The sequence below is a fragment of the Stutzerimonas stutzeri genome, assembly GCF_051028275.1.
Classification (GTDB): Bacteria; Pseudomonadota; Gammaproteobacteria; order Pseudomonadales; family Pseudomonadaceae; genus Stutzerimonas; species Stutzerimonas stutzeri_AS.
In genome coordinates, this window is record NZ_CP069269.1 from 2,785,373 (window position 1) to 2,809,529 (window position 24,157).

General features: G+C 59.4%; 24 protein-coding genes and 4 tRNA genes. 15 read left to right on the forward strand and 13 right to left on the reverse strand.

Features of this window, described 5'->3' with window-relative positions; genetic code table 11:
• Positions 1-79: 79 nt before the first annotated feature.
• The 3 genes from JQR87_RS12745 to ttcA all read right to left on the reverse strand — a co-directional run bounded on the left by JQR87_RS12745 (position 80) and on the right by ttcA (position 2,588).
• Complete coding sequence (locus tag JQR87_RS12745; protein WP_407296600.1) at positions 80-1,150, reverse strand: 3-deoxy-7-phosphoheptulonate synthase; 1,071 nt, start codon at positions 1,148-1,150, stop codon at positions 80-82.
• 270 nt (positions 1,151-1,420) lie between these two features.
• The gene (locus tag JQR87_RS12750) at positions 1,421-1,552 is read right to left on the reverse strand and encodes a hypothetical protein (protein WP_407296598.1); all 132 of its coding nucleotides are present in this window, start codon (positions 1,550-1,552) and stop codon (positions 1,421-1,423) included.
• A 211-nt stretch (positions 1,553-1,763) separates the two neighbouring features.
• Positions 1,764-2,588, reverse strand: coding sequence for a tRNA 2-thiocytidine(32) synthetase TtcA (ttcA, locus tag JQR87_RS12755; RefSeq protein WP_407296596.1), 825 nt, complete (start codon positions 2,586-2,588; stop codon positions 1,764-1,766).
• Between the two features lie 113 nt (positions 2,589-2,701).
• On the opposite strand from ttcA, the gene JQR87_RS12760 reads away from it, so the two are divergent.
• From JQR87_RS12760 to JQR87_RS12775, 4 genes are all read left to right on the forward strand, one after another.
• Positions 2,702-3,331, forward strand: coding sequence for a DNA-J related domain-containing protein (locus JQR87_RS12760; protein WP_407296593.1), 630 nt, complete (start codon positions 2,702-2,704; stop codon positions 3,329-3,331).
• A 137-nt stretch (positions 3,332-3,468) separates the two neighbouring features.
• Positions 3,469-4,068, forward strand: a complete 600-nt coding sequence (locus JQR87_RS12765; RefSeq protein WP_407296590.1) for a Yip1 family protein — start codon at positions 3,469-3,471, stop codon at positions 4,066-4,068.
• A gap of 140 nt (positions 4,069-4,208) precedes the next feature.
• The gene (locus JQR87_RS12770) at positions 4,209-4,910 is read left to right on the forward strand and encodes a Yip1 family protein (RefSeq protein ID WP_407296588.1); all 702 of its coding nucleotides are present in this window, start codon (positions 4,209-4,211) and stop codon (positions 4,908-4,910) included.
• Positions 4,911-4,971: 61 nt separating this feature from the next.
• The gene (locus JQR87_RS12775; protein ID WP_407296585.1) at positions 4,972-5,466 is read left to right on the forward strand and encodes a SprT family zinc-dependent metalloprotease; all 495 of its coding nucleotides are present in this window, start codon (positions 4,972-4,974) and stop codon (positions 5,464-5,466) included.
• A gap of 17 nt (positions 5,467-5,483) precedes the next feature.
• Here the strand turns inward: JQR87_RS12775 and JQR87_RS12780 are convergent, their stop codons facing one another.
• Positions 5,484-6,671, reverse strand: a complete 1,188-nt coding sequence (locus JQR87_RS12780; protein WP_407296583.1) for an MFS transporter — start codon at positions 6,669-6,671, stop codon at positions 5,484-5,486.
• Between the two features lie 300 nt (positions 6,672-6,971).
• Here JQR87_RS12780 and JQR87_RS12785 point away from each other — a divergent pair, with 300 nt between their 5' ends.
• The 8 genes from JQR87_RS12785 to JQR87_RS12820 all read left to right on the forward strand — a co-directional run bounded on the left by JQR87_RS12785 (position 6,972) and on the right by JQR87_RS12820 (position 13,247).
• Positions 6,972-7,145 carry a nitrate reductase gene (locus tag JQR87_RS12785; RefSeq protein WP_407297711.1) on the forward strand — a complete coding sequence of 58 codons (174 nt, stop codon included), beginning with the start codon at positions 6,972-6,974 and terminating at the stop codon, positions 7,143-7,145.
• Between the two features lie 77 nt (positions 7,146-7,222).
• On the forward strand, positions 7,223-7,483 hold the full coding sequence (locus JQR87_RS12790) for a chaperone NapD (RefSeq protein WP_407296580.1): 261 nt from the start codon (positions 7,223-7,225) through the stop codon (positions 7,481-7,483).
• Positions 7,480-9,984, forward strand: a complete 2,505-nt coding sequence (gene napA, locus JQR87_RS12795) for a nitrate reductase catalytic subunit NapA (RefSeq protein ID WP_407296579.1) — start codon at positions 7,480-7,482, stop codon at positions 9,982-9,984. Before JQR87_RS12790 ends, napA begins: the two co-directional genes overlap by 4 nt.
• Before the next feature lie 11 nt (positions 9,985-9,995).
• Positions 9,996-10,478 (forward strand): nitrate reductase cytochrome c-type subunit, encoded by a 483-nt coding sequence (locus tag JQR87_RS12800; protein ID WP_407296576.1) that lies wholly within the window; start codon positions 9,996-9,998, stop codon positions 10,476-10,478.
• Positions 10,479-10,488: 10 nt separating this feature from the next.
• Positions 10,489-11,085: a cytochrome c3 family protein gene (locus JQR87_RS12805; RefSeq protein ID WP_407296573.1), complete on the forward strand. Its 597-nt coding sequence runs from the start codon at positions 10,489-10,491 to the stop codon at positions 11,083-11,085.
• 212 nt (positions 11,086-11,297) lie between these two features.
• Complete coding sequence (locus JQR87_RS12810) at positions 11,298-12,092, forward strand: dienelactone hydrolase family protein (protein WP_407296571.1); 795 nt, start codon at positions 11,298-11,300, stop codon at positions 12,090-12,092.
• Positions 12,093-12,411: 319 nt separating this feature from the next.
• Positions 12,412-12,849 carry a hypothetical protein gene (locus JQR87_RS12815; protein WP_407296569.1) on the forward strand — a complete coding sequence of 146 codons (438 nt, stop codon included), beginning with the start codon at positions 12,412-12,414 and terminating at the stop codon, positions 12,847-12,849.
• Positions 12,846-13,247: an META domain-containing protein gene (locus tag JQR87_RS12820; RefSeq protein WP_407296567.1), complete on the forward strand. Its 402-nt coding sequence runs from the start codon at positions 12,846-12,848 to the stop codon at positions 13,245-13,247. Before JQR87_RS12815 ends, JQR87_RS12820 begins: the two co-directional genes overlap by 4 nt.
• Positions 13,248-13,666: 419 nt before the next feature.
• Here the strand turns inward: JQR87_RS12820 and dinB are convergent, their stop codons facing one another.
• Positions 13,667-14,665 carry a DNA polymerase IV gene (gene dinB / locus JQR87_RS12825; protein ID WP_407297709.1) on the reverse strand — a complete coding sequence of 333 codons (999 nt, stop codon included), beginning with the start codon at positions 14,663-14,665 and terminating at the stop codon, positions 13,667-13,669.
• 356 nt (positions 14,666-15,021) lie between these two features.
• Here dinB and JQR87_RS12830 point away from each other — a divergent pair, with 356 nt between their 5' ends.
• Positions 15,022-15,297 (forward strand): hypothetical protein, encoded by a 276-nt coding sequence (locus JQR87_RS12830; RefSeq protein WP_407296565.1) that lies wholly within the window; start codon positions 15,022-15,024, stop codon positions 15,295-15,297.
• A 13-nt stretch (positions 15,298-15,310) separates the two neighbouring features.
• Here the strand turns inward: JQR87_RS12830 and JQR87_RS12835 are convergent, their stop codons facing one another.
• From JQR87_RS12835 to JQR87_RS12865, 7 genes are all read right to left on the reverse strand, one after another.
• The gene (locus tag JQR87_RS12835; RefSeq protein WP_407296563.1) at positions 15,311-15,760 is read right to left on the reverse strand and encodes an acyl-CoA thioesterase; all 450 of its coding nucleotides are present in this window, start codon (positions 15,758-15,760) and stop codon (positions 15,311-15,313) included.
• Positions 15,761-15,973: 213 nt separating this feature from the next.
• Positions 15,974-16,049, reverse strand: a tRNA-Glu gene (locus tag JQR87_RS12840).
• A 47-nt stretch (positions 16,050-16,096) separates the two neighbouring features.
• Positions 16,097-16,172: transfer RNA gene (locus JQR87_RS12845), tRNA-Ala, on the reverse strand.
• A 49-nt stretch (positions 16,173-16,221) separates the two neighbouring features.
• Positions 16,222-16,297: transfer RNA gene (locus JQR87_RS12850), tRNA-Glu, on the reverse strand.
• 48 nt (positions 16,298-16,345) lie between these two features.
• Positions 16,346-16,421: transfer RNA gene (locus JQR87_RS12855), tRNA-Ala, on the reverse strand.
• A gap of 166 nt (positions 16,422-16,587) precedes the next feature.
• Positions 16,588-18,069, reverse strand: coding sequence for a glutamate--tRNA ligase (gene gltX, locus JQR87_RS12860; protein WP_407296561.1), 1,482 nt, complete (start codon positions 18,067-18,069; stop codon positions 16,588-16,590).
• Positions 18,070-18,130: 61 nt separating this feature from the next.
• Positions 18,131-19,060 carry a LysR family transcriptional regulator gene (locus tag JQR87_RS12865; protein WP_407296558.1) on the reverse strand — a complete coding sequence of 310 codons (930 nt, stop codon included), beginning with the start codon at positions 19,058-19,060 and terminating at the stop codon, positions 18,131-18,133.
• A gap of 103 nt (positions 19,061-19,163) precedes the next feature.
• Here JQR87_RS12865 and JQR87_RS12870 point away from each other — a divergent pair, with 103 nt between their 5' ends.
• The gene (locus JQR87_RS12870) at positions 19,164-20,198 is read left to right on the forward strand and encodes an HlyD family secretion protein (RefSeq protein ID WP_407296556.1); all 1,035 of its coding nucleotides are present in this window, start codon (positions 19,164-19,166) and stop codon (positions 20,196-20,198) included.
• On the forward strand, positions 20,188-21,738 hold the full coding sequence (locus JQR87_RS12875; protein ID WP_407296553.1) for an MDR family MFS transporter: 1,551 nt from the start codon (positions 20,188-20,190) through the stop codon (positions 21,736-21,738). The genes JQR87_RS12870 and JQR87_RS12875 overlap by 11 nt, the downstream gene beginning before the upstream one ends.
• Positions 21,739-21,837: 99 nt before the next feature.
• Here the strand turns inward: JQR87_RS12875 and uvrB are convergent, their stop codons facing one another.
• Positions 21,838-23,853: an excinuclease ABC subunit UvrB gene (gene uvrB, locus JQR87_RS12880; protein WP_407296550.1), complete on the reverse strand. Its 2,016-nt coding sequence runs from the start codon at positions 23,851-23,853 to the stop codon at positions 21,838-21,840.
• Between the last annotated feature and the right edge of the window lie 304 nt (positions 23,854-24,157).

Genomic DNA, 24,157 nt, shown 5'->3' on the forward strand with positions numbered 1-24,157 from the left:
TCAATCGAAACGAGCGGCACAGGGTGCCCTTGGCAAACTGCCGTCGCAAGCCCGACCGTCGCGGCCGGGCCAGCAAGCTTCAGCTGCGCAGCGTTTCCGCCGCGAGCAGCAGCATCTGCTCCGTGGAGTTCCAGCCAAGACAGCTGTCAGTAATGGATACGCCATAGCGCAGATCGCCGGTCAGCGCCTGGCAACCCTCGAATAGGTGACTTTCAAGCATCACACCGCGCAAACAGGTGTCGCCGGCCAGTCGCTGACTGATCACGCTCTGCAGCACCGCAGGCTGGCGCAGTGGATTTTTGCCGCTGTTTGCATGGCTGCAATCGACCATGATGCGCGCGGCAAGACCCTGTCGCAGCAGCGTTTCCCGAGCCTGGGCAACGCTGCTCTCGTCGTAGTTCGGCCCGACGTGCCCGCCTCTCAACACCAGATGGGTGTCAGGATTACCGCTGGTGCTTAGCAGCGCTGAATGCCCCAGGTCATCGATACCAAAGTGCTGATGCGGGTGTGCCGCTGACCGCATTGCATCGCACGCGATGCCGAAACTGCCATCGGTGCCGTTCTTGAAACCCACCGGCAGATCGAGCCCGCTGACCATCTCGCGATGAATCTGTGATTCGCTGGTCCGCGCTCCGATTGCTGCCCAGCCCAATAGATCATCGAAGTAGCCCACCGCCAAAGGCTGGAGGAGCTCGGTAGCGATCGGCAGACCGCGCGACAATATATCCAGCATCAACCGACGCGATACGTGCAACCCTTCGGCCATGTCACCGCTGCCGTCAAGATGCGGATCGTAAACCAGCCCCTTCCAACCGACCGTTGTACGCGGTTTTTCAACGTAGGCACGCATCACCAGCAGCAGTTGATCGCTGACCTGGGGAGACAACTCAGCCAAGCGCTCAGCGAACTCCAGCGCCGAGGCTGGATCGTGCAGTGAACAGGGACCCACCACCACGAGCAGGCGCGGGTCGCCACCGTTGAGTACGGCGCGAATGGCTTGCCGATCGTCTCTGACACGCTCGGCAAGCGATGCGCAGAGAGGCAGGCGCTGGCGCAATAAAGCGGGGCTCGGTAGCGGATGGGCGCTACGTCTGGGCAGAGCGGAAGCAGGGTTGCAGGTTGTAGCGGAGGCGTTGAGAGGTGCATTCATGACTGGCGGTCCTTTGGCCGACGCGGCGTCTATGGCCGCGCCGGCGCTAGCGATGTGTTCGGTCTAAGTGTTTGGATGCGGCTGCAGGGAAGCGGCTAAATCGCCAGTCATAGCGGTAGGTGCGGTAAGCGGTGCTGTGGTTGTACATGGTGCTGCCCTCGGTATGCGAGCCTTCTCAGGCCAAAAAAGAAAAACCCCCGGTCGGGTGGCCGACCGGGGGTTCGAAAACTGTCTGGTGGCGACCCTGCTTGCTAGGCCGCCTGTGGGGTATCAGGCGCGCCTTTGGCTAAACCAATACCCATAGAAGTAATAATCAGCAGCAGCGATCAACGACGCACGCAACAACTTGGCGCGCTGGGCACCGGTTCTCGCGAGGGCATGAAGATCGAGGCTGTACGACATGATTGACTCCGTTAGTTGACCGAACCTTACCGCAGCGCGCCGGGCGCCAGCAACAACCAATTACCGCATCGAGGCGATAGCTTCAGTCGTTTAGACACCCAACAAAGGCACACCGACGTGGTACGTGGTTTATAAACGGTAAAGCCGGAGCCGGCCGTCGCAGCGGAGTGGACCGGCGCCTTTCCGCGTCAGCCCACCAGCCCTCGGAGGATTACAGGCTCATCACATCCAGGAAGCGCGGCGTCGCGTCGTTATCGATACGCAAGCTGGTGAAGTCGAAAAGGTTACGGTCAGCCAGTTGTGACGGCACCACATTCTGCAGAGCACGGAACATGATCTCCACGCGGCCCGGCGATTTGCGCTCCCACTCCTGCAACATTTCCTTGACGACCTGGCGCTGCAGGTTTTCCTGCGATCCGCAGAGGTTGCACGGGATGATCGGGAATTCCTTCATGACCGCATAGGCTTCGATATCCGCCTCGCTGCAATAGGCCAACGGGCGAATCACCACGTTGCGGCCGTCATCTGAAAGCAGCTTGGGCGGCATGGCTTTGAGGGTGCCGCCGTAGAACATGTTGAGGAAAAACGTTTCGAGAATGTCGTCGCGATGGTGTCCCAGCGCCATTTTGGTCGCGCCGATTTCATCAGCGAAGGTGTAAAGCGTGCCGCGACGCAAACGCGAGCACAGCGAACAGGTGGTCTTGCCTTCCGGGATCTTTTCTTTGACCACCGAGTAGGTGTCCTTCTCGACGATGTGGTACTCGACACCGATGGCTTTCAAATACTCGGGAAGTACGTGCTCTGGAAAACCTGGCTGTTTCTGATCCATGTTCACGGCAACGATTTCGAATTTGATCGGTGCGACCTTCTGCAGGTACAGCAGTACGTCAAGCATCGTATAGCTGTCCTTGCCGCCGGACAGGCAGACCATGACCTTATCGCCATCCTCGATCATGTTGAAATCGGTGACCGCCTCGCCGGCAAGGCGGCGCAGTCGCTTCTGCAGTTTGTTCTGGTTGACCGAGAGATTGCCCATGTCAGGAGTCCGGTGAAATGCGAAAGGCGCGCATTTTACGCGTAAACGGTGCTTGCACCCCAGCCCATCCATCCAGCCTTTCATGATGCTGGCGCTATGCTAGGCTTGCCGGTATGAATGACGATCTCGAACCCGAAATGGACTTGGCCGAGCAGATATTCGTGATGCTGCGCGAGCAGCCCGAGGGCTGTAGCGAATACGCATTGATCCAGCAGCTCAAGGCCCGCCATAGCACGCACATCCCCAACCTGCCGCTGCTCGACAAGCTGGTTCTGTTCCGCACCCATTTCCTTGTCTTCAACGCCCTGTACCGCTTGCGAGATCAACTCTGGGGCGAGATGACCCACACCGTGCAGATTTCTCCGTTATGTGTGCAGCTGCAACCCTACGTACCGGGGGTCAGCGGCATTGTCGAAAAGGACCCGCTGCGCGATTACTACCTCGACATGACGAACCTTCGAGATACCGACGAGGCAGAAGTGGAACGTTTGCTGGCGAGTTTCTGGGCTCGGATGCGTGGCGAGTATGCCCACGCACCGAACGATAATTGGGACCCGGAGCAAAAACGTGCGGCTCTGGAGCTGTTCGAGCTTGATCAGGAAGAGCGAACGCTCAGCTTGCAGGCGATCAAGCGCCGGTATCGGCAGCTAGTGAGCATTCATCATCCCGACCGTGGCGGCAGTACGACTCGCATCCAGTCAATCAATCTGGCGATGGAAATTCTGCAGCGCTATTACCGTTGAGACACTAGCTCCCAATTACTCTAATCACCCTGATGCGCCGTGCCGCTGCCTCCCTATACTGCGACTTAAGGTCGCACGCCCGTCCAACCGACGGAACGCCAGGCGAAGCGACCCTCCAAAACTGAGGAGACGCTGGCATGATCAATCACGTTTGGGGACTCTTTGCGCACCCGGGCCAAGAATGGCAGGAAATTACAGGAGAGGAACGCAGGGTGGGCCGCCTCCACCTTGGAGAAGTGGCAGCACTCGCGGCGATTCCTGCCATTTCGGCATTCATCGGGACGACCCAGGTCGGCTGGAGTATCGGTGGTGGCGAAGCGGTCAAGCTCACCGAAGGCAGCGCACTGCCACTGACCATACTCTCCTACCTGGCGATGCTCGCAGGCGTGGCGGTCATGGGCGGATTCATCCATTGGATGTCGCGCACCTACGACGCCAACCCGACGCTCGTGCAGTGCGTCGTGTTCGCCGCCTACACGGCTACGCCGCTGTTCGTTGGGGGCCTAGCCGCACTCTATCCTCATATCTGGCTCGGCATGATCGTCGGCACTGCAGCCATCTGTTATACGACGTATCTGCTCTATGTCGGCTTGCCCACGTTCATGAGCATCCCCTCGGATGAGGGTTTCCTGTTCTCAAGCTCAGTGTTAGCCGTCGGCCTGGTCGTCCTGGTAGCCATTCTGGCGCTATCGGTGATCATGTGGGGCATGGGAGTAGGACCGATCTACGTTCGCTAGATCGAGCCTCGAAACGGGCCGACGCGGTGGCCTCCGCGTCGGCCCGCTTTTGCCTGCGGCATCGTGGTTTTGAATCCCTGTCGCGCTTGAGCGTCTATACCAGCAAGCGCTGCGCTCAAGCACCGGCATTAGGAGGCCCCATGACGCCAGAATTCATCAGCTTATTCACCCGCCCCGACCGAGCCTGGGAAACTATTCGTCAAAAGGAAGACGCCCACAGTCTTCACTATCTTATGCACCTGCTATTGCTGGCACTTGTTCCAGCTGTGTGTCTGTTCATCGGTGTCACGTTCGTGGGATGGAGCCTGGTAGAGGCGGAACGGGTGCGGCTCAACTTCAGCAGTGCGTTGCAACTCTGCTTGCTGCTGTACCTCACCATCATCGCCGGCACCGTGATCATGGGTTTCTTTGTCCGCTGGATGGCACGCGCGTTCGACGTGAGGCCGAACATCAATCAGTGCATCGGCTTCGTCGCGTATGTAATCACGCCCTTCTTGCTCGCCGGTGTGACGGGGCTGTATCCAAATCGCTGGTTTGCCGCGCTGGTCCTGCTGATTGCGGGTATCTATTCGACTTATCTGTTATTCACCGGCCTGCCGGCGTTCATGCGCCAACGCAGTTCGCAGAGCTTTCTGTACGCCAGTTCGATCTGGGCTGTGGCGTTGCTGGTGATGGTAACGATCCTGGTGTCCATGATTTTGTTCTGGTCGCAGTTCCTCCAGCCGAACTACGAGCGAAACGTCGAGCAAAACCAGAGCTATGGCTTCGAAGAAAACCGCCCGCAGGAAGAGCCAGGAGGTCTGGATAACGAGCGGCGTTTCAACGAACGCCCCAATGAGTGAATCGACTCGAACACCTCGGCCCGCTTTGACATAATGCCGCGCTCTGCAACCGGAGTTCCCGATGCCCGAGCGACTTAAGGCCCGTGTCGAAACCTGCTACCAGCTGGCCGAGGATTTCTTCAAGCGAGGCTTCGAACGTCCACAGATCAGCTTCAAGCTTCGCGGTCAGAAAGCAGGTGTCGCCCACCTGAACCAGAATCTGCTGCGCTTCAACCCTCAGCTGTATCAGGAAAACCGCGAGCACTTTCTCAAGCAGACCGTGGCCCATGAAGTGGCCCACCTGGTCGCTCATCAGATGTTTGGCGGCCTGATTCGGCCTCATGGCGAAGAATGGCAACTGATCATGCGCGGCGTATATGAGCTGACGCCGGATCGCTGTCATACCTACGAAATCACCCGGCGCCAGACCAACAGCTTTATCTATCGCTGCGCCTGCCCGGACCAAGACTTTCCGTTCACTGCACAGCGCCATGCTTTGGTGCGCAAAGGGCGTCGATACTTTTGCCGGAGCTGCCGAGCTACATTGGTGTTCAGCGGCGAACAACGCGTCGACTGATCCAGTAGCGCCCCTTGCTAGAGGCGTCCGGCGCGCCAGGCGGCAATCACGAATAGAGCGGCGAGTACCGCGATCAAGGGCAGCCAGCCCAGGTGCTCCCACACGTAACCAGCAACGTAGCCCACCACGCTTGAGCCAAGGTAATAAGCGCACAGATACAAGGCCGACGCCTGTGCCTTGGCCCCTTTGGCATGCACACCCACCTGACCGCTGGCCACTGCGTGAGCGGCAAAGAAGCCGAGTGTGAACAGTCCCAGCCCGAGCACGATGCTGAGCAGCCAGGGCGTCGAACACAGCCCCACGCCAACCAGCATCAGCCCCACGCCACCCTGCAGTACGTTTCTCGCACCCAGTCGCGGGACCAGCCGCCCTGCCCAACCGGCACTGAATATCCCAGCCAGATAGACCGTAAAGAGCAGTCCTATGGTGGTCGAAGACAGGCCAAAAGGTGGCCCAGCCAGGCGAAAGCCGATGTAGTTGAACAAGGCAACGAAACCTCCCATCAGCAAAAACGCCTGCAGGAATAGGTTACGCAGGATCGGATTGCCCAGATGCTCTGCGAAGTTTCCCATCAGCCCGCGCAACGTGAGCGGTTGTGCCTTGAAATGACGCGACGGTGGGAGCAGCCAGACGAACGCAACCAAGGCAACCAGCCCCAGGGCAGCGATTCCGCCCAGCGCCAACTGCCAACCACCGATGTCGCTGAGCAAGCCTGATAACAGCCTGCCCAAGAGCCCACCCAGTGCGGTTCCGCCGATGTACAGCCCCATCGCTGCTGGCAACGATTCGGGATCGAACTCCTCCCCCACATACGCCATCGCCAACGCCGGCAGTCCACTGAGCGCAAGCCCCAGCAAGGCCCGCAATACAAGCAACAGCGTCCAGGACTCGACCATCGAGCAAACAAGGCCAAGGACGCTCGCCAACAACAGCGCCGAGCCCATGACGTGCTTGCGCCCCCAGCTCTCGGCCAGGCCACCTGCCAGCAGCAGACAGAGCGCCAGCGACAGAGTCGTTAACGACAACGCAAGGCTGCTGGTGGCTGCAGCGACCGAAAAGTGAGAGGCCAGCAGCGGCAGCAGTGGCTGCACGCAGTAGAGCATGGCGAAGGTCGCGAAACCGGCGCAGAACAGCGCCAGCGTGGCGCGACGATAGATCGAAGTGCCGCGCTTGAAATGCTCGGATGGGGGTGAGTCCGGAACCATGCTTATACCAAACGACTACCGTCAGGAACGAAAAAAGCGCGCAGCCTAGCATAGGGCTCCGTAACCCGCCCCAACCCAGGCTTCCATATGACGATAAGCCTGGGGCTAGTGGTGCGTATCGATAGCTTGTCTCGATTCCGTTGGGCGGATTGTCGCAACTTAATCGACTTCGCTTGAGCGAAATCAAGAAACATTAAATTAGGGCTAATAACCCTATGCTTTGTAGACGAATGCCTTTGATTCGTCACACCTCGTTACCTAGACTGCCGGCACAGCAGCAGGACAAGCAAGGTGACTGAAGTGGTAAACGACACCGATCCCAGCCCTATTGGCAAACCACAGGAAACGCGCCTTTTGGTGTTCTTGCTGGTGTTCCTGTTTCCCCTGTTGAGCGTTGCATTGGTCGCCGCTTACGGCTTCACCGTCTGGATCAGTCAACTGGTCTTGTTCGGCCCTCCCGGCCCACCTGGCTAGGCCCTACGCCTAGGGCAGCCGTTGCTCGAACTCCCCCCTCAAGCCGCATCAGTCGATGCTGGCGGAGCACCAGAAATATGAACATTGCCTTGCACATTGCGAGTCTGCTCGTCCATTGCCGCCCGGAATTGCTTGAGGCAGTGAAAAGAAATTTGCAGCTGCTACCCGATCTCGAACTGCATCAGGAAAGCGCTGCCGGGAAAGTCGTTGTGGTGCTCGAAGCCGAACATGAAAGCCGCATCCTGGACACCATCAGCCACATCCAGCAATTGCCAGGCGTGCTGAACGCCGCCCTGATCTACCACGAACTCCTCACCACCGAAGGAGAGCCCGAATGAGCCTCACTCGTCGCCAATTTGCCAAGGCCAACGCAGCGGCTATCGCTGCATCCGTGGCGGGCATGCCTATCGCAACCAGCGCCAGCAACTTGCTCACCGATCCGCAAGATACCCATTTGAAATGGAGCAAGGCGCCCTGCCGCTTCTGCGGGACGGGTTGCGGCGTGATGGTCGCTACTTCCGGTGATCGTGTCGTGGCTACCCACGGCGACGTGAAAGCCGAGGTCAACCGCGGCATCAATTGCGTCAAAGGCTACTTCTTGTCGAAGATCATGTACGGCACCGACCGCCTGACCCAGCCGTTGCTTCGAATGAAGAATGGCAAGTACGACAAGCAAGGCGAGTTCCAGCCGGTGAGCTGGGAGCAAGCATTCGATGTCATGGAAGAGAAATACAAGGCTGCCCTGCGGGACCACGGCCCGACCTCCATCGGCATGTTCGGGTCCGGTCAATGGACCGTTTGGGAGGGCTATGCCGCCAACAAGCTGATGAAAGCTGGCTTGCGCTCCAACAGCCTCGACCCGAACGCTCGCCACTGCATGGCATCGGCCGCCGTGGGCTTCATGCGTACATTCGGCATGGATGAGCCGATGGGTTGCTATGACGACATCGAAGCGGCCGATGCTTTCGTGCTGTGGGGCTCGAACATGGCCGAGATGCACCCGGTGCTCTGGACGCGAGTGACAGACCGCCGCCTAAGCGCTCCGCATGTGAAAGTCGCGGTGATGTCGACGTTTGAGCACCGCAGCTTCGACTTGGCCGATATCCCGATGGTGTTCACCCCCCAGACTGACCTGGTGATCCTCAACTACATCGCCAACCACATCATTCAAAGTGGCGCGGTGAACCAAGACTTCATCAAGAAGCACACCAAATTTGCCAAGGGCGCGGCCAACATCGGTTACGGCCTGCGTCCAACCGACCCTCGCGAGCTCAAAGCTGAAAACGCCGCCACGGCGGGCGGCTGGACAGACATCAGCTTCGACGACTATGCGGAGTTCCTGAAGCCCTACACACTGGAGCACGCCGCGCGCGAATCAGGTGTACCAGCAGACCGTTTGAAGATGCTCGCCGAGCTCTACGCTGATCCGAAGACGAAAGTCATGTCGTTCTGGACCATGGGTTTCAACCAGCACACGCGAGGTGTCTGGGCGAACAACATGATCTACAACATACACCTACTGACCGGGAAGATTAGCGAGCCTGGCAACAGCCCCTTCTCGCTCACCGGCCAGCCCTCCGCTTGTGGTACCGCCCGGGAAGTCGGCACATTCTCTCATCGCCTGCCAGCCGACATGGTGGTTACCAACCCGAAACACCGCGCCATAACCGAAAAGATTTGGAAGCTGCCGGAAGGCACCATTCAGGAAAAGCCCGGCTTCCATGCCGTGCAGCAAAGCCGGGAACTGAAGGATGGCAACCTGAAGGTCTACTGGACCCAGGCCACCAACAACATGCAGGCCGGCCCGAACATCATGCAGGAGGTGCTGCCTGGCTGGCGCAACCCGGAAACCTTCGTTGTCGTCTCCGATGTTTACCCGACCGTCTCCGCACAAGCTGCGGACCTGATTCTTCCCGCCGCAATGTGGGTCGAGAAGGAAGGCGCATACGGTAACGCCGAGCGCCGCACCCATGTCTGGCACCAGCTCGTCAGCCCGCCCGGCGAAGCACGTTCCGATCTCTGGCAGTTGATGGAATTTTCCAAGCGCTTCACTACCGACGAGGTCTGGCCCGCCGACTTGCTGGCGAAAGCCCCAGAGCTCAAGGGCAAAACGCTGTTCGAGGTATTGTTCAAGAACGGTCAGGTCGACCGCTTCCCGACAACCGATATCGAAGAGGGTTACCGCAACCAAGAGTCGGAAGCGTACGGCTTTTATGTGCAGAAAGGCCTGTTCGAAGAGTATGCCCAGTTCGGACGCGGCCACGGCCACGACCTTGCCGACTTCGATGTGTACCACCAAGAGCGCGGCCTGCGTTGGCCGGTTGTGGACGGCAAGGAAACCCGCTGGCGTTATCGTGAGGGGTACGACCCCTACGTCGAGAAGGGCACCGGCGTCCAGTTCTACGGCTATCCGGACAAGAAGGCGATTATCTTCGCCCTGCCCTACGAAGTACCGGCAGAAATGCCGGACGAGGAATATCCGTTCTGGCTCAGCACCGGCCGCGTCCTTGAACACTGGCACACCGGAAGCATGACCCAACGTGTCGATGAACTGCACAAGGCAGTTCCCGATGCACTGGTTTACATGCACCCGGAGGATGCAAGAGAGCTCAAGGCGCGTCGCGGCAGCGTGGTGAAGGTGATCAGCCGTCGTGGCGAAATGCAGGCGCGTATCGAAACCCGCGGACGCAACAAACCGCCGAAGGGCCTGATCTTCGTGCCGTTCTTCGATGCAAACAAACTCATCAACAAGGTCACCCTCGACGCGACCGACCCAATCTCCAAGCAGACCGATTTCAAGAAATGTGCCGTGAAGATCGAAGTGGTCAGCATCGCCTGAGGAGAGTCACCATGAAATTTCGTTTACTGCCATTGACGCTCCTCGCAGGGGTCGGCTTCACCGTGGCCGCAGAACTGGACTACCCGCTCGACGCGCCTGCGCCGGACGGGCGTCGGCCGGGCGGCACGATTACTCAGGAATTCACCCCGCCACCGCTGAAGGACGAGGAAAACAAGGACCTCAGACGCGAGCGAAACTATCCCGAGCAGCCACCGACCATTCCGCACACCATTCGCGGCTATCAGGTCGACACTAACAGCAACAAGTGCCTGGCTTGCCACAGCCGCTCAAACAGCGCACGGACCCAGGCACCGATGATCAGCATCACCCACTTCACTGATCGAGACAGCCAAACGCTGGGCGCCGTCGCGCCACGCCGATACTTCTGCACGCAGTGCCACGTGGTCCAGCACGACGTGAAGCCGCTGGTGGAGAACGAGTTCGAGAACATCGACGAGCTGCTGTATCACGAACGCCAGCAGAACGAAGAGTGAGGACGCCGGGATGAAGTCGATACTGTCGTTTCTCAAGCGATACTGGGTTGTCCTGCGGCGACCGAGCGTGCATTACAGCCTGGGTGTGTTGACGCTTGGCGGGTTCATTGCGGGCATCATTTTCTGGGGCGGTTTCAACACCGCCCTGGAGGCGACCAATACAGAGGCGTTCTGCATTTCCTGTCACGAGATGCGAGACAACGTGTACATGGAGATCAAAGACACCATTCACTACACCAACCGTTCGGGGGTCAGGGCAACCTGCCCGGATTGCCACGTACCGCACAAGTGGACTGACAAGATTGCGCGAAAAATGCAGGCTTCCAAGGAGGTCTGGGGCAAGATCTTCGGCACCATCGACACACGCGAGAAATTCCTTGGCATGCGTCGGGAGATGGCCGAACGCGAGTGGCGCCGCCTGAAGGCCAACGACTCGCTGGAATGCCGTAACTGCCACAACTACGAGTTCATGGATTTCACCCGCCAGAGCAAGCGCGCAGCGCAATTTCACTCCACCGCCCTGGGCAAAGGCGAAGCCACCTGTATCGATTGCCACAAGGGCATCGCTCACCGCCTGCCAGACATGCATGGCGTGCCCGGCTGGTAAGGTCGAAGCAACGTCGACCTAACAGTCTAACGTTGGGCATTGTCGACGTACCTGAGCCAGGAGAAGGCTCAGGTACGTGCTCGCCCATCGCTGCGCCGGTGCGTACGCGCGCCTCCCCCCCGCCTCTCGAGACGAACAACCTTGTTGCACCTGAGTCGAACACCGGTTATCAATCGGATCTGTTCGACGTCAACTACCACAAGGAGTCCACCATGCGTTATCGCCTGTTCGGCGCACTGATGGCTGTCAGCGCCTTCGCTCAAGCCGAAATCCAGACTCAGGAGATACCTTACACCGCTGCCGACGGCACCAAGATGGTCGGCTATTATGCTTACGACGATACCCTCGAAGGCCAGCGCCCTGGGGTTGTGGTCGTCCATGAATGGTGGGGCCTCAATGACTACGCCAAAAGCCGCGCCCGTGATCTGGCCGAACTCGGCTACAGCGCACTGGCTATTGATATGTACGGCGAAGGCAAGAACACCGAACATCCAAAAGACGCGATGAGCTTCATGAAAGCCGCGCTGGCCGATGCCGATGCCGCCAAGGCCCGTTTCAATGCCGGCCTGGATCTTCTCAAGCAGCAAGACCAAACCGACAGCGCCAAACTCGCAGCCGTTGGCTACTGCTTCGGTGGCAAAGTTGTGCTGGACATGGCCCGGCAAGGCGTCCCGCTGGATGGTGTCGTCAGCTTTCACGGCGCCCTGGCCACCGAAACCCGAGCAGCGCCGGGCAGCGTCAAAGCACGCGTGCTGGTCGAACACGGCAGCGCGGACAGCATGGTAAGCGCAGAAGATGTCGCCGCACTCAGCGCCGAGATGGTCAAGGCCGGTGCAGACTATCAATTCGTCAACCTGCCCGGCGCCAAGCACGGTTTCACCAATCCCGGCGCTGACAAGTTCCAGGACAAAGGTGTCGATGTGGCTTACAACGAAGCCGCCGCTGAGCGCTCCTGGAACGACATGAAGCGGTTCCTTAACGAGACCTTCGATGAGAATCGGCCATAAAGGCTAGATCGCAGCGGTCATGGCGCAGATGCTTAGCCTTTGAGCATTGCGCCATGTTCAGTGCCGACGTCACGAAATGTCCTGAGCCTGCCAACCAACCGACTAACTGCTCCTCCCTGCTCCGGTAAGAAGCTAGACGGAACAATTGACCCGTCCTGCGCCTGATCGCTTGGGTTTGCCTGCCGTGCTCGGTGTAACCGATCGACCGCTTGAACCCGACTTCTTCTAGCCGGACTGGCCGTGCCTACCGCCCATTGGACCGCTCACGTGCTAGCATTACGCTCTCCGCAAGCACCCCCTTTCTGATCGATCGCGAGTCATGGCCGAACACGATTTCCGCTACACCTTACTCAATCCTGGACACACCCTCACTGAATGCCGCGCCCTGGCGCCAGGCCGCTACCAGGTCACCGGCAACGGTGGCAATGTACGCTCGGGCGATGTGCTCATCGTCACGCTCAAAGGCAGCCGGGACCTTTCCCAGCGCCTGACCGTCGACAAGGTTCGCCACCTGATCAACCCGCCAGGCCAGTGGATGGCCGTGGCGAGCGGACCTGTGTTCAAGGAACTGACGATCATCAACTGGCAGGTCGATTGCGACGGCTGCGGCAAGCAGTTGGATTTCGAGTTCGCGGTAGACGCGGCCAAGGGAGACGCCGCGCGCACCCCGGCGGCCGAAGCACGAATCGCCGAACTGGGCTGGAAAAACGATGCCAACCGCCACCTCTGCCCAGCCTGCCAGAGGGCGCCAGCATGAATAGAGGCATGTTGGCGGGCATGGTCTCATTGCTCGTCATGGGGTGTTCGGTAGCGCCCTTGACCCTGGAGAACGACGTCACCTATATCGCCGAGTGGATCGGCGACGAACCCGTGGTCGGTCGCAATCCGGTCTCGCTGACCTTTAGTGAAGACCGTGCCTATGGCAACGCCGGTTGCAACCACTGGTTCGCCAACTACCGGCTCGAAGGCCAGAAGTTGCGTTTCAGCGAAATCGGGAGCACGCGCAGGATGTGCGCTGAACACATCATGGAGCAGGAACAGCACTTTTTGGAATTGCTCGCGCAGATCGAACGCTGGGATGTTTCCAATATCGATCAACTGCGCTTCTGGCCAGCAGAAGGCGCTCCGCTGCGGGTGTGGCCGGAGCAGAACTGAGCTGCGCCAAAGATGGGCACGCAAGCTGCTTTACGCACTTTGAACAAGCGCAAAGCCTGAACGGCAGCAACGGCCCTCCTCTTCCGCGCAAGAGAAGCCAAGCGCGCAGCGCCGATCTCCATCACCGTCGAACCCGCTGAACCAGCGTAAAGCCCTGGTTTGGAGGGTCGCTCGCAGGCATCCGGCTCGCAAGCTGGCGCAACCTGTTAGTCGTCTAGCCGCCCCATGCAAAACTGGCACGCCTCCTGCTAACTCTCAGGTAACCAGTTTTGGGGACCCTGGTACAGGCAGGCCAGGGATTCCCTCTTTTACAGCCGACACCAAGGGCCGCTCAGAGAGCGGCCCTTTTGCGTTCAGCACTACCATCACAGCGAAAAGACGGTTAGCTGACGAATGGAATCAGACAACGAATGGTTGGATTAAAACAATCGCAGCTGTTCGAACCCACTGCGCAGGTCGATCAGGCGGACCCCGACACCAATTAGCCGCACGGGGCGCTTGCCGCGGGCGAAGGCGCCCGCCAAGAGGTCGGCGTAGTCCTCCAGCTGCAACCCGGCCCCGGCCTGTTCGAGGGTTGTCTGGGTGAAATCGTGAAACTTGAGCTTCACGAAGGGCTTGCCGGGGCGATAACCGCTGTCCAGGCGCGCCATCCGTCCAGCCAGCTCATCCAGCAGCTCGGGTAAGCGCGCCAGACAGGCTGCGAGGTCGGGCAGGTCCTGGTCATAGGTGTTTTCGACACTGACCGACTGCCGACGGCTTTCCACCTGCACGATTCGCTCATCCACACCATGCGCCAAACCCCACAGGCGCTCGCCGAATGATCCCAACTCACGCACCAGCTCCAGGCGTTTCCAACTGCGCAGATCCGCGCAGGTCTGGATGCCCATGCGTTTGAGCTTTTCAGCCGTCACCCGGCCGACACCGTGAAGCTTGGCCACCGGCAGCGTCAGCACGAAATCGTCCACCTGATCAGGCGTGATCACGAACAAGCCGTCCGGCTTGTTCCAGTCGCTGGCGATCTTTGCCAGAAACTTGTTGGGCGCCACACCGGCCGAGACCGTGATGCGCAACTGTTGCCAGACGCGGCGGCGGATATCCTGAGCAATACGGGTCGCGCTGCCCGAAAAATGCTCACAGCCGCTGACGTCGAGATACGCCTCGTCGAGAGACAGCGGCTCGATGAGGTCGGTGTAGGTGCGGAAAATCCCGTGAATCTCCCGGGAGGCCTCCCTGTATGCGTCCATTCGGGGCCGCAGGATCAAGAGATCTGGACAGAGCTTCAGAGCGTGACCGGACGCCATTGCTGACCGCACACCATAGGCTCGGGCCTCGTAGTTGCAGGTCGCGATCACGCCGCGTCGATCAGCCAGGCCGCCAACGGCAATGGGCCGGTTGGCAAGGCTGGGATCGTCGCGCATCTCGATCGCGGCATAGAAGCAATCGCAATCGACATGGATGATTTTTCGGGACGGGATAACGGTCGGAAACTCTTGGCTGGACAAACCACCGCTTCACTTGGACTGGTTTCTGACACGAAGCGGGCCGCACGACATTATGACTGATCGAGCGCACCGGAAAGCTACCGCGAAGATGAGCGGGCAAGCGAAGCGCCGAACCTGAACCGACCGGAGGTAAACGAACACAGCCGCCGAGCTAGACCTCTCAAGCGCCCTGGCATCACCGAACCTGCCGGCTGGCCACGAACATTTTTGGGGGTACCCAGTCGGATTTAAGGAGGAGACACACAAACTTTCCAACTACCGGAGTATGCCCGATGAAAAAATTCGAGATTGCTGCCGCCCTGCTTGCTGGCCTGTTTGCAACCGGCGCGATGGCCAACCAAGAAGGCATGAAAGATAACAACCATGGTGTAACGAGCGACACGCAAGGTAGCGCCATGAGCGAAAACCATCAGCGCGCCAACACGGGAAACATCAACCAAAACAGCAAGACGCTCGAGCAGAAAATGGAGAACGAGGTGCAGAACGACTGGCGTGAAGACGCTGAGGAACGCCGCGAGGCAGACGTGAGCAAGCCGGAACAGCGCTGATCGATGCTGAGCCCTAGAGCTCCAGGGGATAAGGCTGAACCAACGCCTTGCCGTACCCCTCAATGAATTCGGCCGGCATTCGCTTGGGCTTGCCGGTGGACAACTGAATGCAGACAAAGGTGGTTTGCGCACGCAAAAGCGTGGTTCCGTCTGCCGGCCTGATCAGTTGGAAATTACGTTTCATCTTCAATCGCTGATCAGAGTCCACAATCCAGGTGGCGAGCTGCAAGTGGTCGCCCTTGTAGGCCGCGGCCACATAGTCGATTTCGTGCCTGAGCACGGCCATCGCTCGATCGAGACGACGATAATCATCAAGACTCAATCCGAGATGCTGCGAGTGCCGCCAGGCAGAGGTCTCCAGCCAGGTTACATAGACAGCATTGTTGGCATGGCCGAGTTCGTCGATATGCTCGGCTTGAACCTCAAAGTCGATGATGAACACGTCGGGCTGGTCCCAGATCATGCATACCCCCACTCTGTAATGCGTCGCCTACGCGACCGATGCGCCTATTGGAAGCCACGCACTGGGCGGTTGTCACGCGCGCCGGCTGCGTCTATGGCGACCCATTCAGCATGCCAGACCATGTCACCGTCATGACCGCAGTCAAATCGCAGGCAAAACAAAAAGGGCCATTTCGTTAGAAATGACCCTTTGGTGCCCAAACCGGGCAAAAAATGGCGTCCCCTAGGGGACTCGAACCCCTGTTACCGCCGTGAAAGGGCGGTGTCCTAGGCCACTAGACGAAGGGGACGAAACCTTCGATGAACAGACCGTAAGACGCTACGTTCTGTCGTGGATTGGTGGAGCTAGACGGGATCGAACCGTCGACCTCTTGCATGCCATGCAAGCGCTCTCCCAGCTGAGCTATAGCCCCGATTTACCGTCTCTCGACTCGCGCCGCTCGCGCACCGCGATCATAATAATGGCGTCCCCTAGGGGACTCGAACCCCTGTTACCGCCGTGAAAGGGCGGTGTCCTAGGCCACTAGACGAAGGGGACGCAAGCCCTTCAAAGGCAACCGGCCTGAACCGGTGTGGCAATCGAGATTGGTGGAGCTAGACGGGATCGAACCGTCGACCTCTTGCATGCCATGCAAGCGCTCTCCCAGCTGAGCTATAGCCCCATCTCGAGGACGGGGCGCATATTAGGTGCGACCCCGCACAGTGTCAACGATATTTTCGCCTGACTCCGAAAGATTTTTGACATCAGAACAAATACTTACCCGCGACGAGTGGCAAAGGGTGACCCGCTGCGGGACGCTGCGACCGCGTCCCGCCCCTCTTCGCAACTCAGACCATCGCTGCGAAGAGTTTTTCCCACTCCTTCACTTCTTTTTTCGAGGCGCCGCCCAACAGCTCCAGCGCTTGGCGCAGACGGAAGCGAGTCAAGTCCGGCCCTATGATCTCCATCGCATCGAGCACCGACACGGAGCTGGCCTGGCCAGTGATCGAGGCAAACATCAACGGCATTACATCCCGCAGCTTCAGCTCAAGATGCGATCCGACCGCCTGGATAGACTCGGTGATGCGCTCCTTGTTCCACTGGCGCAAAGCTTCCAGCTTCCACAGGGTAAGCTGCAGAACCTGGCGGACCTGAGTGGCGTCGAGCTTCTTATGCTCGAACAGCGCAGGATCAAGGCTCAGTGGTCCGGAGAAGAAGAACCCAGCCAAGGGGGCAATCTGACTGAAGGTCTCGACGCGCTGCTGCACATGGGGCGCGATCTTCATCATGTACTCAGGGTTGAACGCCCACTTCTGCACTTCATTAGCGAACTGCTCAACCGACAGCTCACGTAGCCACTGACCGTTGAGCCAGGATAGCTTTTCGACGTCGAAAATAGGGCCACCCAGAGAAACGCGGTTGATGTCGAAGTGCTCGATCATCTCAGCCAAGGTAAATTTCTCACGCTCATCCGGCATCGACCAGCCCATACGGCCCAGGTAGTTGAGCATCGCTTCGGGCATAAAGCCCATGCGCTTATAGAACGTCACCGACGTCGGATTCTTGCGCTTGGAAAGCTTGCTCTTGTCCGGGTTGCGCAGCAGCGGCATGTAGCAGAGCTGGGGCTGCTCCCAACCGAAATATTCGTAGAGTTTGATCAGCTTGGGCGCTGATGGCAGCCATTCCTCGCCACGCAGCACATGGGTGATGCCCATCAGATGGTCGTCGACAACGTTCGCCAGGAAGTAGGTGGGCAGGCCGTCAGCCTTCATCAGCACCTGCATGTCCATGCGATCCCAGCCGATTTCGACGGTGCCGCGCAACATGTCGTTGACCTGACACACTCCCTCGCTCGGCACTTTCATGCGGATCACGTGTGACTCGCCCGCCGCAATGCGCTGCTTCGCAGTTTCGGCCGGGATGTGCATGCAGTGCCCGTCGTAGCGTGGAGTTTCCTTGTTCGCCATTTGCTCGGCGCGCACCTGATCGAGGCGCTCGGCGCTACAGAAACACGGAAAGGCATGACCTTTGCCGACCAGCTCGTCCGAGTACTTCTTGTAGATCTCGCCACGCTCGCTCTGCCGGTACGGCCCGTGCGGACCGCCTACGTCAGGGCCTTCATCCCATTCGATCCCCAACCAGCGCAGCGCGTCATAAATCTGCTGTTCGGACTCGCGCGTCGAGCGCAGCTGGTCGGTGTCTTCGATACGCAGGATAAACTGGCCGCCGTGCTGACGTGCGAAGCAGAGGTTGAACAGCGCGATATAGGCGGTGCCGACGTGCGGGTCGCCAGTGGGGGATGGTGCGATGCGGGTGCGAACGGTGGTCATGATGTTCTCGAATCAAGGCACAGGAAGACACGGTGGCTGCGATAACCGTTCGGTCGGCTAGTCAGCGCGGGTAAAGGCGTGATGTTAACAGGCGCGCCTCTACCGGCTCCACCAGGCAGCCCTCTACGACTGGCAGCGATTGCACCAGAAAATCGAGGAACGCCCTGACCTTCATCGCCTGAAATCGCCTTGAGGGGTACGTTGCATAGATCCCCCCAGTCGGCAGGTCGACGTCTGGGAGAACCTCGACCAACTGGCCGTCACGCACCTCCTGAGCGGTAATCATGGCAGGCAATGCTGCGATACCCACACCCGCCAGTGCCGCCTCGCGGGCAAACGTAATGTTGTTGCACGTCAGTACACGACGGCAGCTGATGTTCTGCTCGACGATTGGCCAATAGCGAACCGGGTCGCGTGACAGGGTGATCGCCCGATGGCAGACCAGATCCTCCACGCTCCTCGGCACACCGTGCTGCGCCAAATAGCCCGGGCTCGCGCAGAATCGCCGATGGGTTTCGAACAGCTTCCGGGCGATCAATGTCGAGTCCTGCGGTTGCCCAACGGAAATGGCGATATCGACGCCCTCTTCCACCGGATCGACGTACCGCGACGCCAATTCCACCTCAGCGTTGATGTCCGGGTAAAGGCGCATGAATTCGCCTAGTACGCGCCCCAGAATCCACTGACCGACCTCGATCGGGGCGGTAATCCGAAGCAAACCGGTCGGTGCCTGCTGAAGCTGCATCACCGTCTGCTCGGCCTCGGCAAAATCAAGCATGATCTGCCGGCAGCGCTCGTAGTAGGCCTGACCGACTTCAGTCAGTCGTAGGCGCCTTGTCGTGCGGTGAATCAACCTGACACCGAGTCGCTCTTCGAGCTGAACGACACGGCGGCTCACGGTGGACTTCTGCATCCCGAGGCTTGCCGCCGCTTGCGTGAAGCTGTGGCACTCCACCACGCGGGTGAAGATCAAGGCATCGTCCAGCCCCATTCATTGTTCCTTTTTCGCAACAAAGTTTAGCGATTGTAACCACTTATTACGGAGCTGGAACACTGGTAGATTGCCCGGCTTCTTCCCGGCCACGACTACCAATATGCCCGCCAAGCTGAAACGCCGACTGTTCATCTTCATTGCTCTGGTATTGCTGGTGGCAGCGATGTTCGTCGCCCACTGGTACCAAGTCGGTCGCTTCTACGAACACACCGACAACGCCTATGTGCAGGGCGATATCACGCGTATCTCAACTCAGCTCCCTGCGCGTATCGAGCAGATTCACGTTCAGGATAATCAGCACGTGAAACCAGGCGATCTGCTGGTAACGCTGGAGTCGAGTGACTTCCGTCTGGCACAGGAACAGGCCAGGGCCAACCTCGCGATTCGGGAAGCCGAACTCGCCCAGGCGCGCAGCCGCCTGGCGCAGCAGAGCAGCACGATCGCCGCCAGCCAGGCATCGGTCGGCGCGGCTCAGGCCAATCTAGAACGCACCCAGATGGATCTTTCACGCGTAGAAGCGCTACGGAAACCCGGATTCATCTCAGACGAACGCGTCACAACGCTGTCCGCCGATGCGAAGGTCGCCCGTTCCCAGCAGCAGAAAGCTCAAGCGGATCTGGCAGCTCAGCAGCAGCAGGTCGAGGCCCTCGAAGCGGACATCAGACGCCTGCAAGCGCAAATCGCCAGCGCTCAAGCTGAAATCGAGCAAGCCGAACTCAACCTCAGCCGCACGCAGATCCGCTCGCCCATCAGCGGCATTATTGGTCAGCGGTCGGCGCGCGGCGGCCAGTATGTGTCTGTCGGGGCGTATTTAATGTCCGTTGTTCCGGACGAGGCGATCTGGTTGCAGGCCAACTTCAAGGAGACTCAGATCGGCCGGATGCAGGAAGGCCAACGTGCAGAGCTGACCTTCGACAGCTATCCCGATAGGCCTATCGAAGGTCGTGTCGAAAGCCTGTTCCCCGCCTCCGGCGCTCAATTCAGCCTGTTGCCGCCCGACAACGCCACTGGCAACTTCACCAAAGTCGTTCAGCGCATCCCCGTCAAAGTGACCTTCGACGCTGACAACCCACTCAAAGGCCGTATCCGCCCCGGCATGTCGGTCGACGTGAAGGTCGATCTCCGTGGCCGCTGATGCGCTGATCCGTCCGGTTGGCGAGCCCAGCCGGCGTGACTGGATCGCAGTGATGAGCGCCATGCTTGGCGCATTCATGGCGGTGCTGGATATTCAGATCACCAACTCGTCGCTGAAGGACATTCAGGGCGCGTTGTCCGCCACGCTAGAGGAAGGCTCCTGGATCTCCACGTCCTATCTGGTCGCGGAGATCATCATGATTCCGCTCACGGCCTGGCTGGTCCAATTGCTTTCGGCGCGGCGGCTGGCGGTCTGGGTATCGATAGGCTTTCTGATCTCGTCCCTGCTCTGCTCATTTGCCTGGAACCTCGAAAGCATGATCGTGTTTCGGGCCATGCAGGGCTTCACAGGCGGCGCACTGATACCGCTGGCCTTCACCCTCACACTGATCAAGCTGCCAGAGCACCATCGCGCCAAGGGCATGGCATTGTTCGCGATCACCGCGACCTTTGCCCCGTCGATCGGACCGACCCTGGGCGGCTGGCTCACCGAGAGCTGGGGCTGGGAGTACATTTTCTATATCAACGTGCCGCCCGGGCTGTTGATGATTGCGGGGCTGCTGTACGGCCTGGAAAAAAAGCCGCCACATTGGGAGCTGCTCAAAAGTACTGACTACGCAGGAATCGTCACGCTGGCCATGGGGCTGGGTTGCCTGCAGGTATTTCTTGAGGAAGGGCACCGCAAGGACTGGTTGGAGTCCACTCTGATCGTGCAGCTCGGATCAGTTGCGGTCGTTAGCCTGATCCTGTTCACGACCTTGCAGCTGTCGCGGCCTAACCCGCTGATCAACCTCGGCATCCTTCGCGAGCGCAACTTCGGACTTACCAGCATTGCCAGCCTGGGCATGGGACTTGGGCTCTACGGTTCCATCTACCTACTGCCGCTGTACCTGGCGCAGATCCAGAACTACAACGCGCTGCAGATCGGCCAGGTGATCATGTGGATGGGCATTCCGCAGCTGTTCCTGATTCCGCTGGTGCCCAAGCTGATGAAGATCATCCCTCCAAAGCTGCTCTGCGCGGCTGGATTCGCCCTGTTCGGCATCTCCAGTTTCGCCTCCGGTGCGCTGAATCCAGACTTCGCAGGTGAGCAGTTCCATCCGATCCAGATCATCCGTGCGCTCGGCCAACCAATGATCATGGTGACCATCTCGTTGATCGCAACCGCCTATATCCAACCGCAGGATGCGGGCTCCGCCTCCAGTCTCTTCAATATCTTGCGCAACCTCGGCGGCGCCATCGGTATCGCCCTCCTCGCCACGCTGTTGGACAGCCGAGGCAAGGTCTACTTCGACTATTTGCGCGAGTCCATAGTCCCAGGCAATCCGGCAGTGGCCGAGCGGCTGACCACGCTGACCCAGCAATTGGGCAGCGAGCAGGCGGCACTGGGACGAATCAGCGAAATCGTGCATCAGCAAGCCATGATCATGGCTTACAACGACGCCTTCCACTTCGTCGGTATCGCCTTGGCGGTGAGCATGGTGGCCGTGCTGTTGACGCGACAACTGCCCACGAATATCAAGGGCGGCGCCGCGCACTGATCAGGTCACCGGCCTCGGGCAAACAAGCTCGCCTGAACCGACCCGATAGCACGCCCGTGTCATGCGCGCAGGATCATACGAAGCAGCTGCAGCAAGGCCTTAGACCTGCAACAAACGCTCTCGAAGTTTGTGAATCTCGTCGCGGGTCTGCGCCGCCGCCTCGAATTCCAGATCCCGCGCATAGGCCAGCATCTTCTCTTCCAGCTGACGAATCCGTTTGGTGATTTCACTCGGCGAGCGCAGTTCGTTCTCGTAGCGTGCAGCTTCTTCCGCCGCTTTAGCCTCGCCGCGGCGTTTCTTGCTCCTCGACCCTGGCACCGTTGCCCCCTCAAGAATGTCCTTCACATCCTTGAACACGCCCTGAGGCACGATGCCGTTGGCCTCGTTGAACGCGATTTGCTTGTTGCGTCGCCGCTCGGTCTCGCCGATGGCCCGCTCCATGGAGCCGGTCATATTGTCGGCGTAGAGGATCGCGCGGCCGTTGAGGTTACGCGCCGCGCGCCCGATGGTCTGAATCAACGAACGCTCGGAGCGCAGGAAGCCTTCCTTGTCGGCATCGAGAATTGCCACCAGCGACACCTCGGGCATGTCCAGCCCCTCACGCAGCAAGTTGATCCCTACAAGCACGTCAAAGACGCCCAGGCGCAGGTCGCGAATGATCTCGACGCGCTCCACCGTATCGATGTCCGAGTGCAGGTAACGCACCCGTACGCCGTGGTCGCCGAGGTAGTCGGTCAGGTCCTCGGCCATGCGCTTGGTCAGGGTGGTGACCAGCACCCGCTCCTCTTTGGCCACGCACTTGTTGATCTCGGAGAGCAGGTCGTCGACCTGTGTCAGCGCCGGCCGAATCTCGACCAGCGGGTCGACCAACCCGGTAGGTCGTACCACCTGCTCGATCACACGCCCCGCATGCTCGGCCTCGTACGGCCCCGGGGTCGCCGACACGAAAATCGTCTGCGGGCTGATCGCTTCCCACTCATCAAAACGCATCGGCCGGTTATCGAGGGCCGATGGCAGACGAAAGCCATACTCGACCAGGGTTTCTTTTCGCGATCGATCACCTTTGTACATGGCGCCGACCTGCGGAACGCTGACGTGGGACTCGTCAATCACCAGCAGCGCATCAGCCGGCAAATAGTCATAGAGTGTCGGCGGCGCCTCGCCCGGAGCTCGACCGGACAGATAGCGCGAGTAGTTCTCGATGCCGTTGCAATAGCCCAGCTCCATGATCATCTCCAGATCGAAGCGGGTCCGCTGTTCGAGTCGCTGCGCCTCAACCAGCTTGTTATTGCTACGCAGGTAGTCGAGGCGATCCTTGAGTTCGGCCTTGATGTTTTCAATGGCGTCCAGCAGAGTTTCGCGCGGCGTCACGTAGTGGCTTTTGGGGTAAAAGGTGAAGCGCGGCAGCTTGCGAATAACCTCACCGGTCAGCGGATCGAAGGCCGACAGGCTCTCGACCTCGTCATCGAACAACTCGATGCGCACCGCCTCCAGATCCGATTCGGCCGGATACACATCGATCACATCGCCGCGCACGCGAAAGGTGGCACGAGCGAAGTCCATCTCGTTGCGCGTGTACTGCAGCCCGGTGAGGCGGCGCAGTAACTCACGTTGATCCAGGCGATCGCCTCGATCCACGTGGAGCACCATCTTCAAGTAGGTTTCAGGGCTACCCAGGCCATAAATGCACGAAACCGTGGTGACGATTATCGCGTCGGAGCGCTCCAGCAACGCCTTGGTCGCCGAAAGCCGCATCTGCTCGATGTGATCGTTGATCGAAGCATCCTTCTCGATGAAGGTGTCGGACGACGGTACGTAAGCTTCCGGCTGGTAGTAATCGTAATAGGAGACGAAATATTCCACCGCGTTGTTCGGAAAGAACGCCTTGAACTCACCGTACAGCTGAGCAGCCAGCGTCTTGTTCGGCGCGAGCACCAATGTGGGCCGCTGAACGTGTGCGATCACGTTGGCAATGCTGAACGTCTTCCCGGAGCCCGTGACACCAAGCAACGTCTGGTGCGACAGGCCGGCCTCGATGCCTTCGATCATCTGCCGAATGGCTTCTGGCTGGTCTCCGGCTGGCTTGAAGCGCGTGACCAATTCGAACTGCGACATATCGACCTCTTCAGATGGCGAGACGACTCGAACGCTCAACATTCGAGCCGCTATGCGGTATTTCCAGACGTGCCTACGCGCTGTTCTGCGTCGTGGCGTACAGCAACCCCAACCTCCTCAATGCGGCCTCGCCCGGCGATATCAAGTGCCCGACCGACGGGCAGACGAAGCCATGATGAACCGGGGCTTGCGCTGAGCTTAAACCGACAGAAAAACGGCCTAGCATATCGCGACGCAAGCCTAGTCCCGCTATACTCCTGCCCCGTTTGCGCACCGCCCTCAGCGCGAAGCGAGGGTGCTGCAT

Bases quoted from the DNA above. Each gene is read 5' to 3' on its own strand.
- JQR87_RS12745 (WP_407296600.1), bottom strand. From the start codon at position 1,150: ATGAATGCACCTCTCAACGCCTCCGCTACAACCTGCAACCCTGCTTCC.
- JQR87_RS12750 (WP_407296598.1), bottom strand. From the start codon at position 1,552: ATGTCGTACAGCCTCGATCTTCATGCCCTCGCGAGAACCGGTGCCCAG.
- ttcA (WP_407296596.1), bottom strand. From the start codon at position 2,588: ATGGGCAATCTCTCGGTCAACCAGAACAAACTGCAGAAGCGACTGCGC.
- JQR87_RS12760 (WP_407296593.1), top strand. From the start codon at position 2,702: ATGAATGACGATCTCGAACCCGAAATGGACTTGGCCGAGCAGATATTC.
- JQR87_RS12765 (WP_407296590.1), top strand. From the start codon at position 3,469: ATGATCAATCACGTTTGGGGACTCTTTGCGCACCCGGGCCAAGAATGG.
- JQR87_RS12770 (WP_407296588.1), top strand. From the start codon at position 4,209: ATGACGCCAGAATTCATCAGCTTATTCACCCGCCCCGACCGAGCCTGG.
- JQR87_RS12775 (WP_407296585.1), top strand. From the start codon at position 4,972: ATGCCCGAGCGACTTAAGGCCCGTGTCGAAACCTGCTACCAGCTGGCC.
- JQR87_RS12780 (WP_407296583.1), bottom strand. From the start codon at position 6,671: ATGGTTCCGGACTCACCCCCATCCGAGCATTTCAAGCGCGGCACTTCG.
- JQR87_RS12790 (WP_407296580.1), top strand. From the start codon at position 7,223: ATGAACATTGCCTTGCACATTGCGAGTCTGCTCGTCCATTGCCGCCCG.
- napA (WP_407296579.1), top strand. From the start codon at position 7,480: ATGAGCCTCACTCGTCGCCAATTTGCCAAGGCCAACGCAGCGGCTATC.
- JQR87_RS12800 (WP_407296576.1), top strand. From the start codon at position 9,996: ATGAAATTTCGTTTACTGCCATTGACGCTCCTCGCAGGGGTCGGCTTC.
- JQR87_RS12805 (WP_407296573.1), top strand. From the start codon at position 10,489: ATGAAGTCGATACTGTCGTTTCTCAAGCGATACTGGGTTGTCCTGCGG.
- JQR87_RS12810 (WP_407296571.1), top strand. From the start codon at position 11,298: ATGCGTTATCGCCTGTTCGGCGCACTGATGGCTGTCAGCGCCTTCGCT.
- JQR87_RS12815 (WP_407296569.1), top strand. From the start codon at position 12,412: ATGGCCGAACACGATTTCCGCTACACCTTACTCAATCCTGGACACACC.
- JQR87_RS12820 (WP_407296567.1), top strand. From the start codon at position 12,846: ATGAATAGAGGCATGTTGGCGGGCATGGTCTCATTGCTCGTCATGGGG.
- dinB (WP_407297709.1), bottom strand. From the start codon at position 14,665: ATGCGCGACGATCCCAGCCTTGCCAACCGGCCCATTGCCGTTGGCGGC.
- JQR87_RS12830 (WP_407296565.1), top strand. From the start codon at position 15,022: ATGAAAAAATTCGAGATTGCTGCCGCCCTGCTTGCTGGCCTGTTTGCA.
- JQR87_RS12835 (WP_407296563.1), bottom strand. From the start codon at position 15,760: ATGATCTGGGACCAGCCCGACGTGTTCATCATCGACTTTGAGGTTCAA.
- gltX (WP_407296561.1), bottom strand. From the start codon at position 18,069: ATGACCACCGTTCGCACCCGCATCGCACCATCCCCCACTGGCGACCCG.
- JQR87_RS12865 (WP_407296558.1), bottom strand. From the start codon at position 19,060: ATGGGGCTGGACGATGCCTTGATCTTCACCCGCGTGGTGGAGTGCCAC.
- JQR87_RS12870 (WP_407296556.1), top strand. From the start codon at position 19,164: ATGCCCGCCAAGCTGAAACGCCGACTGTTCATCTTCATTGCTCTGGTA.
- uvrB (WP_407296550.1), bottom strand. From the start codon at position 23,853: ATGTCGCAGTTCGAATTGGTCACGCGCTTCAAGCCAGCCGGAGACCAG.